Annotated in this window: 11 protein-coding genes; 8 read left to right on the forward strand and 3 right to left on the reverse strand. The window is 66.3% G+C overall.

All coding sequences use genetic code 11. The features are described from left to right. The first annotated feature begins 144 nt into the window (after positions 1–144). Entirely contained in the window at positions 145–2,058 is a 1,914-nt protein-coding gene (locus tag FHS28_RS24540) for a sensor histidine kinase (RefSeq protein ID WP_184294111.1), read from the forward strand. Beyond that, complete coding sequence (locus FHS28_RS03865; RefSeq protein ID WP_088449004.1) at positions 2,051–3,391, forward strand: sigma-54-dependent transcriptional regulator; 1,341 nt, start codon at positions 2,051–2,053, stop codon at positions 3,389–3,391. The genes FHS28_RS24540 and FHS28_RS03865 overlap by 8 nt, the downstream gene beginning before the upstream one ends. Positions 3,392–3,393: 2 nt before the next feature. Here FHS28_RS03865 and FHS28_RS03870 read toward each other — a convergent pair whose 3' ends face one another. From FHS28_RS03870 to FHS28_RS03880, 3 genes are all read right to left on the reverse strand, one after another. Then, positions 3,394–4,029, reverse strand: coding sequence for a trimeric intracellular cation channel family protein (locus FHS28_RS03870; RefSeq protein WP_088449003.1), 636 nt, complete (start codon positions 4,027–4,029; stop codon positions 3,394–3,396). 56 nt (positions 4,030–4,085) lie between these two features. Further along, positions 4,086–5,066: a beta-1,6-N-acetylglucosaminyltransferase gene (locus FHS28_RS03875; protein ID WP_088449002.1), complete on the reverse strand. Its 981-nt coding sequence runs from the start codon at positions 5,064–5,066 to the stop codon at positions 4,086–4,088. A 324-nt stretch (positions 5,067–5,390) separates the two neighbouring features. After that, complete coding sequence (locus FHS28_RS03880) at positions 5,391–5,750, reverse strand: response regulator (protein WP_088449001.1); 360 nt, start codon at positions 5,748–5,750, stop codon at positions 5,391–5,393. A 227-nt stretch (positions 5,751–5,977) separates the two neighbouring features. Between FHS28_RS03880 and FHS28_RS03885 the strand changes: the two genes are divergently transcribed. The 6 genes from FHS28_RS03885 (at position 5,978) to FHS28_RS03910 (ending at position 12,807) form a co-directional block, all read left to right on the forward strand. Continuing rightward, positions 5,978–7,000, forward strand: coding sequence for a LacI family DNA-binding transcriptional regulator (locus FHS28_RS03885; RefSeq protein WP_088449000.1), 1,023 nt, complete (start codon positions 5,978–5,980; stop codon positions 6,998–7,000). 141 nt (positions 7,001–7,141) lie between these two features. Further along, complete coding sequence (locus FHS28_RS03890; protein WP_246409463.1) at positions 7,142–8,413, forward strand: ABC transporter substrate-binding protein; 1,272 nt, start codon at positions 7,142–7,144, stop codon at positions 8,411–8,413. A 14-nt stretch (positions 8,414–8,427) separates the two neighbouring features. Next, positions 8,428–9,363 (forward strand): carbohydrate ABC transporter permease, encoded by a 936-nt coding sequence (locus FHS28_RS03895; protein WP_221193695.1) that lies wholly within the window; start codon positions 8,428–8,430, stop codon positions 9,361–9,363. A gap of 5 nt (positions 9,364–9,368) precedes the next feature. Then, entirely contained in the window at positions 9,369–10,247 is an 879-nt protein-coding gene (locus FHS28_RS03900) for a carbohydrate ABC transporter permease (RefSeq protein WP_246409466.1), read from the forward strand. Between the two features lie 28 nt (positions 10,248–10,275). Next, positions 10,276–11,718, forward strand: a complete 1,443-nt coding sequence (locus tag FHS28_RS03905; RefSeq protein ID WP_088448998.1) for a GH1 family beta-glucosidase — start codon at positions 10,276–10,278, stop codon at positions 11,716–11,718. 12 nt (positions 11,719–11,730) lie between these two features. Then, the gene (locus tag FHS28_RS03910; protein WP_088448997.1) at positions 11,731–12,807 is read left to right on the forward strand and encodes an ABC transporter ATP-binding protein; all 1,077 of its coding nucleotides are present in this window, start codon (positions 11,731–11,733) and stop codon (positions 12,805–12,807) included. The last annotated feature ends 78 nt before the right edge of the window (positions 12,808–12,885 follow it).

Here is a 12,885-nt window from a genome sequence, read left to right on the forward strand (position 1 = left end):
TTCTGCCAGCGCTGACCCTGGGTTCCATGCGGTTTCACCCCCGGGGAATCACACCCCCCAGACTGCTTGTTTTCCTCGTCTTTCTGACTTCTTTCTGCCGAACCCGTTCCCTTGCTGTTCCCACACTCCCCCTCGGACCCGGCCGTGACGTCCGCCGCTTCCGCCCGTGATCCGGTGCCTCGCCCCGCCAGGGATCGCGCGCCGCGGCGGTGGCGGCATCGGCTCTCGACCGCGCTGAGCCGCCCGAGTTTTTATCTCTATCTCACCGGGGTGCTGATGGTGCTGGGCCTGGTGCTGGGCCACCGGTGGAGCGAGCGGGCCAGCCTGGACCAGCTCTCGGCACTGGCGACCGAACGGCTGGAGCTCTATGCCGCCAACCTCTCCACCGAACTGAGCCGCCACGCCTATCTGCCCAGCCTGCTGGCCATTGATGAGGATGTGGGCCGGCTGCTGGAGCATCCGGGGGACGAGCGACTGCGGCATCAGGTCAGTCAGTCCTTCGCACGGGTCAATGTGCGGGCCGGCACCACCCAGATTTTTGTGGCGGATGCCGAGGGATCGGTGCTGGCGGCCAGCGAGCCTCTGCTAGCACCGCCGCGCCTGGCGGAGGCGGTTGCGCAGGAGCGGCATCACATCTTTGCGTCGGATGCCAGTCCCGTGGATGGCACGGCCACCGGCAGCACCAACTTCTTCCTGCTGCAGACGGTGCGACGCCAGCAGCGGGTGCTGGGCGTCATCGTCGTCAAGCTGAACCTGGCGCCCCTGGAGGCCACCTGGGTGGACCTGGGCCTGCGCTCGCAAGGGGAGCGGATCCTGGTGGCGGACGACCAGGGCGTGGTCATCATGAGCAGTGTGCAGGCCTGGAAGTATGCGGTGCTGAGCGAAGCGGACGAGGCCCAGCGCGCGCAGCTTCAGGCCAGTGCCCGTTATCCGCAGGCCGTGGGGCCCAACCTCGGTCTGCCTGCTGTCCTGGAGGCCTACAACAGCCTGCTGGTGCAGGCGCCTCCGCCGGCGAGCACCACGGTGTTGGCGCAGGAGCGGCAGCTGCTCCCGCTGGGGCTGCGGCTGCTGGCCCTGTCCGACCTGACGGAAGTACGGCGCCAGGCGCGTCTCGCGGCGTGGAGCGGCGCGGCGTTTGGCGCGGCAGTCGGCATGCTGGCGCTGTATCTGGCGGCTCGTCGCCGGGCGGTGCGGCAGCTCTTCGTCGCCAAGACCGAACTGCAGGACGCCCATGCACGGCTGGAACGCACGGTGGATGAACGCACAGCGGAACTCCGCCAGTCCAACGATGCGCTCAAGGAGCAGATCGCCCAGCGGGAGCAGACCGAAGGGGAACTGCTGCAAGCCAGCAAGCTGGCCGTGCTGGGGCAGATGTCGGCCGGCCTCTCCCACGAGGTGAATCAGCCGCTGACGGCCTTGCGCGCCCTCGCCCGCAATGCGCAGCGCCTGCTACAGAACGGCCGCACCCAGGCGGTGGCGGACAACCTGCAGGCCATGGACGACATGGTGGAGCGCATGGGCCGCATCACCCGGCAGCTCAAGAGCTTCGCGCGCAAGGCCGAAGGGGTGGACTCGCCCTCCCCGCTGCTGGCCAGCGTGCGCAACGCCTATCTGCTGCTGGAACACCGCACGCGCGGCCAGCCGTTGTCCTTTGAAGTGGACGTGCCGGAGAGCCTGCGGGTGCGGGCGGAGGCCAACCGTCTGGAGCAGGTGCTGGTGAATCTGTTCGCCAATGCGCTGGACGCGATGCTGGAAGATTCGAGCAGTCCAATGCTGCTGCGGGTGCAGGTGGAACCGCTGGACGGCGGGCAGCGGGTGCTGGTCAAGATTCAGGACAGCGGCCCGGGCCTGGACGAAGCTCTGCTGCCGCGGCTGTTCGAACCGTTTTTCACCACCAAGCCGGCGGGCGAAGGCCTGGGGCTGGGCTTGGTGATTTCATCGAAGATCGTGCATGAGTTTGGTGGCCAGCTTCGCGCTCGCCGGCTGGACCCGGGTATGAGCCTGGAGTTCGACCTCGCGGTCGACACCTGGAATGTGGAGGAACAAGGGCATGTTTGAAGGCTACAAGGTCGTGTTTGTGGAAGACGACCTGCCAGTGCGGGTGAGCCTGACACAGACGCTGGAACTGGAAGGACTCGAAGTGCTGCCCTGCCGCAGTGCAGAAGAAGCGCTGCCGCACATCCAGCCGGGTGCTCAGGTGGTGATGGTCACCGACGTGCGCCTGCCCGGCATGGACGGACGGGCCTTGCTGGACCATGTGCGGGCGACGGACCCCGGCATTCCGGTCATCCTGATCACCGCGCATGGCGACGTGCAGATGGCCGTGCAGGCGATGCGCACGGGTGCGTATGACTTCATTGAAAAGCCGTTCGCGCCGGAGCGATTGATCGAAGCGGTGATGCGGGCGCTGGACCTGCGCATGCTGCGGCATTCCGCGGAAGAGCTGCGGGCACAGTTGCAACGGGCCAGTGGCATTGAGGCGGTGCTGCTCGGGCGCTCGGCGGCGATGCAGCAATTGCGGCGGCAGATTCTCAATCTGGCGGGCACCTCGGCCGATGTGATGATCCTGGGCGAGACGGGCACCGGCAAGGAACTGGTGGCGCGTTGCCTGCATGACCAGAGTCCAAGGCGGGATCGTCACTTTGTGGCGATCAACTGTGGCGGCTTGCCGGAGGCGCTGTTCGAGAGCGAGCTGTTCGGGCATGAGCCGGGCTCTTTCACCTCGGCGGCGAAGCGGCGCATTGGCAAGATCGAGCATGCCAATGGTGGCACGCTGCTGCTGGACGAGATCGAGACGATGCCCGTGCCATTGCAGATCAAGCTGCTGCGGGTGCTGCAGGAGCGGCGGATCGAGCGGCTGGGGTCGAATGAAGAGTTGCCGATCAATGTGCGCTTCATTGCGGCGAGCAAGGCGGACCTGAAGGAGCTGGGCGATCGCGGGCAGTTCCGGAACGACCTGTACTACCGGCTCAACATTGCGACGCTGCAATTGCCGCCGCTGCGGGAGCGGCGGGAAGACATTCCGCTGCTGTTTGAGCATTTCGTGGCTCAGGCCTGCGCGCGGTACGAGCGCCCCGCCCCGGAACTCACGCCAGAAAAGCTGCGTGAGTTGATGGCACACGACTGGCCTGGCAATGTGCGCGAGATCCGCAATGCAGCCGACCGATTTGTGTTGGCGCTGGATGATCTGGACAGCCAGGCGGCACTGCAGGATCTGCCGAGCCTGAATCTGGCGCGGCAGATGGAGCTGGTGGAGAAGGCGTTGATTGAGCAGGCGCTACGACGCACGCAAGGCAAGGTGCCGGCGGCGATGGAGCTGCTGGGGACGCCACGCAAGACGCTCTATGACAAGCTGCATCGGCATGGGATTCAGCTGGATGATTTCCGCTGATGTCACTCGTCGTGAATGGGCCTGGGTAGTGGCGCGCGCCATCCATGGAAGATGGCCATCATGCGCAGGAACATGCACAGGCCGGCACCTGCCAGCACCGGATAGACCGGCGGCAATTGGAAGGCATGGCCGAGCGCCACGACCGCTCCCGCCATCAGGGCGGCCAGTGCGTAGAGGTCGGCGCGCAGCACAAAGGGAATCTCCCCGCTGAGCACGTCCCGGATCATGCCCCCGCCGATGCCGGTGATCATGCCCATCAGCGCACTCATCACCGGATGAATGCCGAACTGGATGGCCTTCTGGGTGCCGACGACGGCAAAGAGCGCCAGGCCGAGCGCGTCCAGAAACTGCATCAATCGCTGGTAATGGACGATGTGGGCGGACCAGAAGAACGTCGCCAGCCCTGACAGCACGGCAATGACGAAGTAGTGGATCTCCGTCATCGCGGCGGGCGGGATGGCGCCGATCAGCACGTCACGGATCATGCCGCCGGCCACAGACACCACAAAGGCCAGGAAGAGCACGCCAAAGAGGTCGAAACGCTTACGCACGCCGACCATGGCGCCGCTGACGGCAAACGCAATGGTGCCGAGCCAGTCGAGCAGTTCAAGAATGATGGCCTGGAGGTCGTAGCCCATAAAGCAGCTGGGAGGACGGGAGCGTGATTGTCCCCCAGCCTTGGTGGCGCCAGCGGCTAGACCAGACCCAGAGGCCCGGGAAGGCCCGACGGACGCAGACGCTCCACCGATGCTTCGGAAGTGGATTCATCGAACTTGCGAGCAAAAAGGATCGGCCCGTCGCCGTAGGCACTCCCTTCCGGGTGCCAAGGATGGGCGAGCAGCGCGTCTACATCCTTGGGGCCGAGCACATCGGGGCTGGCCGCCCCGGGTCGCCAACAGGTGAAGGTCAAAGCACGGGCCACCTTCGAGGCGAATCTTGAATTGCCGACAAGCGTCTGAATCAAGGTTTCGTCTGCACAGGAAATGCCCCGGATGAATCGCACGAGCGCGGGACGGGCCGCCACCTCAGACAGGAGGGTTTCACAGCAGTCCCGCGTCAGCGCCCACCACTGGCTCCCGCCAAATGGCCTGAGGTCCGCAAAGGCCGGTCGGTAATCGCGTTGGGCGCGTAGCAGCCCGTGGCGCAACAGGCGGCGCTGGATCTTGCCAATCAGCGTCGGTGGGAACCACCGGGCCGTGAGGCGCTCTTCGCTCTTGTTGGCTTCCACGCTCGGAATGGGCACGAGGTTGATGAACTCCCGGTCCGGGTTCGCTGCGAAAAAGGTTTGCAAGGCTTCGGCGGACCGCAAAGGAAGATCCATGCCGCTGAGCAGCACGAGACGGTCATACCGCTGCGGCGCAGCGAGAGCGGCGCGCATCAGGGAGAAGCTGGCTTCCAGCTGGGAGTAGTCCCCCCAATGCACGGCGACCCGATCGGCGCCGGTGCAGAAGTGCACGCCCAGCGCGCGGAGGCTGTCGAAGGGAGCGGCGTCTGCCTTGGCATCGACATGAATGAAGATGCCGGCATTGGGATGCGACAGCAACTCGACCAGACGACGCAACTGTGCCGGCGCGGTGTGCGCCTGGATCAGATAAGCAATGTTCACGGGGCCCTCGCGAGGTGGATCCGGCTTCTTCAGGAAGTGGGCCGCCTGCGCAGCGTCAGGCGAAGCCATCCCATGCGCCTTCGGGCGTCTTGATGGCCGGTTGTCTCAAGGCGAGGATACGCGGCAATCGTGACCAAACGTCACACGCAGCGCGCCAACCCGCATGAATAGGGGGCAAGGGAATGCCGGCTCGATCAAGAAGATCACCCGTATTGCCGACTGGTCTGGGGTCCGCCTCCCGGCGGCCAGAAAAACGAAATTGTCGGCTGAAACGGCCGACCCGCGGAGGACCTCACGCCGGATCGATGGCCGTGAGCGACGACCCTCAGCGGCGGCTGTCGGACTTCCCCAGCGTCCGGATGACTCATCGCCGGCATCCGCGGGGGCTCCCCCTCACACCTTTTGCGCCGCCTTGTCCAGCACCGCCTTGAGCTCGTCAATCGTCGCCGGCTTCACCAGATACGCCGCCGCACCGCGACGCAGCGCTTCCTTCGCATCCGCTGGATCCGACAGCCCGGTCAGCAGCACGATGGTGATCGGCCCGTGGCTCAGGGCCTCGGCAATGAAGTCCATGCCATGCCCGTCCGGCAGCGTCCGGTCCAGCACCATCACATCCGGCACACGCTCGGCAATACGGGCCCGCGCATCCTTCAGGGAGGCCGCCATGGCAGTCTCGTACCCTTCCATTTCCAGGAGGATGGACAGGGTTTCACTCGATTCAAGGTTGTCGTCGACCAGGACGGCGTAAGGCATGGCAGTCGGGTGGCACAACACGCCACCCCCTATGTGAAAGAGGGAACAGGAAGCGCCGGAGTGTCCCCCGGAAGCTGCCCACGGCAAACTTTCTCGTGCGAGAAACGGATCGGATTCGAGGGCAAATACCGCTCCCAACCCACTCCAAGGAGTGGTGCTGGCGCCCGTTCGACGCGCTTAAACTTGCCGCAGATACTTTCTTTCCCTCACCGACGCCACAGCCGCCCATGAAGAGTCCCAAGACCGCCCGCCCATCCACCAAGGTGACCCTGGGCATGGTGGCCGAGGCCAGCGGCGTTTCGCCCAGCACCGTCTCCCGCATCCTGAACGGCACCGCTGTCGTCAGTCAGGACAAAAAGGACGCCGTAGACCGCGCCATCGCCGAACTCGGTTTTGTGCCCAACCCCATCGCCCGGCTGCTGGCCGGCGGCCGCTCGCTCAGCGTCGGCGTGGTCACCCAAAGCCTGGACAGCCCGTATTACGGGGTTGCCCTTCGGGGCATCGAGGAAGTGCTCGCCGCCGCCGGTTATTGCCCGCTGTTTGCCAGCGGTCATTGGAGCGCCAAGGAAGAGCAGCGCTGCATCGACACCCTGCGCTCCCGCCGGGTGGACGGCATGATCGTGCTGACCGGCCGCCTGTCGGACGAGGCACTGCGCAAGATGGCCAAGGAGATGCCGGTGGTGGTGACCGGCCGTTCGCTGAAGGCGCCGGGGCTGTTTTCCCTGAATTTCAACGACTTTGAAGGCGCCCGCCTCGCCACCGACCATCTGCTGGCCCAGGGCCACCGCAAGATCGCCTTCATTTCTGGCGACCCGGTCCACCCGGATGCCCAGGAGCGCCTGCGGGGTTACCGCACCGCCCTGGAGGCGGCCGGCATCAAGTACAAGCCGGCGCTGGTGCTGCCCGGCCTGTTCCATGAAGACAGCGGCGTGCTGGCGGTGGAACAGCTGATCAACAGCCGGGAACCCTTTACCGCCATCTTTGCCGCCAATGACCAGATGGCCTTCGGCGCCTCCCTGGCGCTGTACCGCAGGGGCATCAAGGTGCCGGAGGATGTCTCCATCGTCGGCTTCGACGATCTGGCGGGCGCCGCGCACAGCATTCCGCCGCTCACCACCATCCACCAGGCCGGCCTGGAGCTGGGTCGCTGTGCCGCGCAGGCCCTGCTCGACCTGCTCGGCGGCACCAAGCCGACGGTGCAGCTGCCCGAGCCCAAACTCATCGTGCGATCGTCAACCCGGGCGGTCTGACAGCAGCCCCCTGACGCGCCTCCGCATTCCGTCTCCGCACTAACCCTGATCTCTGCCAGGCGGCTTCCGCATTACGATGAAAGCGCTTTCATAACAAGATCATTCACGGAGACACGCTCAATGCGGCGGTGGGTTCATTCTTTGTCAGCCTTGTCGCTGGCCCTGCTCGGCAGCGCCCTGGCGCTACCCCTGGCTCGCGCCGCCGACAGCACCGGCGCCGCAGCCCCGACGGTCACATTGACCGTTGCCGCCTTCCCCGCCATTGACGAGATCGTGCGCGCTGCCGTGCCCGCGTGGCGCGCGCAGCACCCGAACGTTGACGTGAAGGTGATCAGCCGCGAGGTCAACGACCATCACACGGCCATGACCACCGCACTGTCCACCGCCAAGGGACTGCCGGATGTGATGGCGCTGGAGGTGCCCTACCTGGGCCGCTTCTCGCAAGGCACCGGCCTGCAGGACCTCTCCCAGCCGCCCTATTCCCTGGTGCAGGACCGCGACCGCTTCGTCCACTACGCCTTCGACCAGGCGACCACCGCACAAGGCGCCGTGGTCGCCGTGCCCACCGACATCGCCCCGGGCACCCTGCTCTACCGCACCGACCTGCTCACCCGCGCCGGCCTCACCGAAAAAGACCTGACCACCAGCTGGGAAGGCTTTGTGCAGGCGGGCGTGCGCATCAAGGCCACCACCGGCGCCTACCTGCTGGCCCATGCACGGGACATGAAGGACATCCTCATCCGCACCGGCATCCAGCCCGGGGAAGGCCTTTACTACGACGCGCAATCCCGTCCGCTGGTCACTTCGGCCCGATTCGTCCGCGCCTTCGAGCTGGCCCGCGCGGTGCGCCGCCAGAAGCTGGATGCGCGGGTGGCGGCCTGGTCCTCTGACTGGACCGAGGGTTTCAAGCGCGGCGGCATTGCAGCGCAGATGTCCGGCTCCTGGCTGGCCGGCCACTTGAACAACTGGCTGGCGCCCGACACCCGCGGCCGCTGGCGTGCCGCCCAGTTGCCGGAAGGCGCCTTCGCGGCCTACGGCGGCACCTACTTCGCCATGCCGCGTCTGTCCGATCCCTCACGCAAGGCGCTGGCCTACGAGTTCATCCGCTTCATGACCCTGAACCGCGACCAGCAGCTGGCGGCCTTCAAGTCCCAGGACGCCTTCCCGGCGCTGGTGGACGCGCAGACGGACCCCTTCTTCGACCAGACCCTGCCCTTCCTCGGCGGCCAGAGCGCCCGGCGCGACTGGCGTGACGCGACCCAGCACATCCGCGCAGTGCCGGTGCACAAGCAGGATGCCTTTGCTCGCGAGGTGATCGACACCGAGCTGGACAAGGTGCTGGACCGCAACAAGGACATCTCCACCGCTCTGGCCGATGCCGAGCGACTGCTGCAGCTGCGCGCGCACCGCTGAAAGGATTCCGACTCATGCGCCTTGCCCTGCCCGCCTGGATGCGCCTGTCGCCACGTTATGCGCCATATGCGCTGCTGGCCCCGTTCCTGATCCTCTTCGTCGTCTTCGGACTCTTCCCGCTGCTGTTCTCGCTGTACCTGTCCTTCCACAGCTGGGAGCCCACCAGCGGCCTGGGCGCCATGCACTGGGTCGGCCTGGACAACTTCCGCTTTGCGCTGGCCGATGCCTGGTTCTGGAAGTCACTGGGCAATACCGCCTGGCTGGCCGTGGCCTCCGGCGTGCCGCAGCATCTGGTGGCCATTCCGCTGGCCACCTTCCTGCACATTGCATTTCGTCGCTCGCGCAATGCGGTGGTGGGTGCGTATTTCCTGCCCTACATCACCTCGTCGGTGGCCATTGCCATCCTCTTCAGCTCGCTGTTCTCCACCGATTACGGCCTGGTCAATCTGGCCATTGCCCATCTGCGGGAATGGCCGCTGGTCGGCGCCCTGATGCCGGCGCAAGCGGTGGACTGGCTCAACGACCCGGACTCGCTCAAGCCCGCCATCGCCACCCTGGTGTTCTGGCGCTATGTCGGCTTCAACGTGGTGCTGTATCTGGCCGCCTTGCAGACCATTCCGCCGGACCTCTACGAGGCCGCCACGATGGACGGCGCCGGACGCTTCCAGCAGTTCTTCCACATCACCCTGCCCAGCCTGCGGCCGATGATTTTCTTCGGCGTGACGCTGAGCATCATCGGCGGCCTGCAGCTGTTCGAGGAGCCCTTCATCCTCACCGGCGGCAAGGGCGGCTCGGACCAGGCAGGCATGACTGCCGCGGTCTACCTCTACCGCAATGCCTTCGACTTCAACGACTTCGGGGCCGCCAGTGCCATGTCCTGGCTGCTGTTCCTGATCGTGGCCGCGCTGACGTGGCTGACCCACCGCGCCTTCCGCCGCAAGGACGACTGAGCCCCATGAGCACCACGATGCCCACCCCGATCGATGCGGGCCTGCGCCGCCGCCCGGCCTCCGCCCCCGCCGCCATGAGCACCTGGGCCGCCTACCTGCTGGTGGGGGTCGGTGCGCTGCTGATGCTGGCGCCGTTCTACTTCATGTTCGTGTTCGCCACCCATTCGCGTACCGAGATCTTCAACCTGCCGCCGCCGATGTGGTTCGGGGGCGACCTGCTGCACAACATCGAGCTGCTGACCAAGAAGGTGCCCTTCTGGCGCAACCTCGGGCTGAGCCTCTATGTGGGCCTGTGCAACACCGGCCTGACGCTGCTGTTCTGCTCGATGGGCGGATATGCCTTCGCGATGTACGAGTTCCGCTTCAAGAAGGCGCTGTTCGGTCTGGTGATGGGCACCATGCTGCTGCCCAGCTTCATGAACATGATCCCCAGCTTCATGATCATGGACCTGCTGGGCTGGATCGACCAGCCGCGCGCCCTCTACATCCCCGGCGCGGCCAGTGCCTTCGGCATCTTCCTGATGCGTCAGTTCATCTCGGCGTCGGTGCCGCGTGAACTGGTGGAAGCCGCCCGCATCGATGGCTGCGGCGAACTGGGCATCTATGCCCGCATCGTGCTGCCGCTGCTCAAGCCGGCGTTGGGCACGCTGGGTCTCATCACCTTCATCTCCTCCTGGAACAACTTCATCGGGCCGCTGGTGGTGATGCGCTCGCCCGACATGTACACGCTGCCGCTGGCGCTGCGAAGCATCCAGAGCCCGGTGGACACCGAATGGGGCGCGATGATGGCCGGTTCCGCCATCGCCACGCTGCCACTGATCGTGCTCTTTGTCCTGTGCTCCCGTCAGCTCATCTCGGGCCTGACCGTCGGCGCAGTGAAGTGAGCCCCCCTCCTCGAACCTGCATGCACCGATGACGACCTTCAACGTCAGTGCCGTGGCAACCGCCCCGGCCCCTACTGCCTCCACGACCCGACCCGCCGCCGCATCGGCAGGTTGCGCCCCCGGTGGACTGCCCACCGCGGCGGCCCGCCAGTTCCCCGCCGACTTCGTCTGGGCGGTCGCCACCAGCGCCTTCCAGATCGAAGGCGCGGCCGACCGGGATGGCAAGGGCCCGTCCATCTGGGACACCTTCTGCCGCCAGCCCGGCGCCATTGCCGACAACAGCCATGGCGACATCGCCTGCGAACACTACGACCGCTGGGAAGCCGACCTGGACCTGATCCAGAGCCTGGGCGCCCAGGCCTATCGCTTCTCCATCTCCTGGCCGCGGGTGCGTGCCACCGGCGACGGCCCGTGGAATGAAGCCGGCCTGGCCTTCTACGAGAAGCTGGTGGACGGCATCAATGCGCGCGGCATGAAGGCCTATGTGACGCTCAACCACTGGGACCTGCCGCAGGCCCTGCAAGACATCGGCGGCTGGGGGAACCGCGCCACCGTGGACCGCTTTGTTGAATATGCCGAAGCCATCGGCCGCCGGATCGGCCACAAGGTGGCCTCCATCGCGACGCACAACGAGCCTTGGGTGGTGGCGCAGCTGGGCCATGAGGTGGGCATCTTCGCGCCTGGCCTGAAGGACCGCCGCCTCGCGGCCCAGGTCTCGCACCACCTGCTGCTCAGCCACGGCCGCGCCGTGCGGCGCCTGCGTGCCCTGGAGCTGCCGGCCTCGCTGGGCATCGTGCTCAACCTCTCGCCGATCTATCCCGCCACGGACACCCCGGAAGACCGGGCCAAGGCCCGCCTTGAAGACGGCAAGCTGCGCCGGTGGTACATGGACCCGCTGTTCAAGGGCCACTATCCGCAGGACGTGCTGGATCACCTGGGCGATGACGCACCGCAGGTGGAAGACGGCGACATGGCCGACATTCAGCAGCCGATCGATTTCGTGGGGGTGAACTACTACTCCCGCGGCATGGCCAGCGCCGACAACAGCTTCGATTCAAAGACCAGCGGCCTGCCGCTGACCGCCATGGGCTGGGAGGTCTATCCCCAGGGCCTGACCGACCTGCTGGTCTGGCTGCACCGCGACTATCCCGAAGCGAAGCGGCTGTACGTGACCGAAAACGGCGGCGCCTTCCCTGATGTCGTGGGCGCCGACGGCCGCGTGCACGATGCCGACCGCACCAGTTATCTGGACACCCACATCGCCGCCGTCGGAGACGCCATCGCCCAGGGCGTGCCGATGGGCGGCTACATGGTGTGGAGCCTGCTCGACAACTTCGAATGGGCCTCCGGCTACGAGAAGCGCTTCGGCATCGTCCACGTGGACTACGCCACGCAGAAGCGCACCCCCAAGGACAGCGCCCTGGCCTTCCGCGATTTCGTGCGCGGACTCAAGCCGGCGGCCCAGGACTGAGACAGGCACCTCATGGGACAAGTCACACTACGCGGCCTGCGCAAGCGCTATGGCGATCACGAGGTCATCCAGGGCATCGACCTGGAAGTCCGCAACGGCGAGTTCATGGTGTTCGTCGGCCCGTCGGGCTGCGGCAAGAGCACGACGCTGCGCATGATCGCCGGCCTGGAAGAGATCGACGGCGGTGAGCTGCTGATCGACGGCGTCCGCGCCAATGAGCAGCGGCCCGCTGATCGCGGCGCGGCGATGGTGTTCCAGAGCTATGCCCTGTATCCCCACATGACGGTGGCGGAGAACATGGGCTTCGCGCTGAAGATGGCCGGCGTGCGCCGCGCTGAACGGGACGAGCAGGTGCGACGCACCGCCGAGGTCCTGCGCATCACCGACCTGCTGGGGCGCACGCCGAAGCAGCTGTCCGGCGGCCAGCGCCAGCGGGTGGCCATCGGCCGCGCCATCGTCCGCAAGCCCAAAGTCTTCCTGTTCGACGAGCCGCTGTCCAACCTGGACGCCGCCCTGCGGGTGGACATGCGCATCGAGCTGACCCGGCTGCATCAGCAACTCGGCACGACGATGATCTATGTGACCCACGATCAGGTCGAGGCGATGACCATGGGGGACCGCATTGCCGTGTTCAACAAAGGCCGCATCGAACAGGTGGGCACGCCGATGTCGCTCTACCGGCAGCCGGCCAACGCCTTTGTGGCGGCTTTCCTCGGCGCGCCCCGCATCAACCTGGTGGAACGTCCGCCAGCGGACGCACCGGCAGCAGCCCGCCAGTGGTGGGACCTGCTGGGCGGCAGCGGATGGAACGGTGCCATGCGCCTGGGCATCCGGCCCGAGCATGTGAGCGTCTGGCCGGCCGCGCAGGCGCCTTCGGACCGCCCCAGCGTTCCGGCCACTGTGGTGCTGGCGGAACACCTCGGGGATGTGTCGCTGCTGCATCTGCAGGTGGAAGGGGTGCGCGATCTGCTGGCCGCCAAGTTGCCGATGGCCCGCATCCCCCTGCGCAACGGCGATGCCGTGCGGCTTGGCGCGGATACGCCGGAGGCACTGGCCTTCGACGCCCAGGCCCGCGCACTCGCGGCGTGACGTGTCCGCTAGGGAAAGTCAGTACATCGCCCCGACACGAAGCAGATAAATTTCGACCCATTCTGAAAGCGCTTTCAC

It is taken from the genome of Roseateles terrae, assembly GCF_014192155.1.
In the GTDB taxonomy this organism is placed as follows: Bacteria; Pseudomonadota; Gammaproteobacteria; order Burkholderiales; family Burkholderiaceae_C; genus Roseateles; species Roseateles terrae.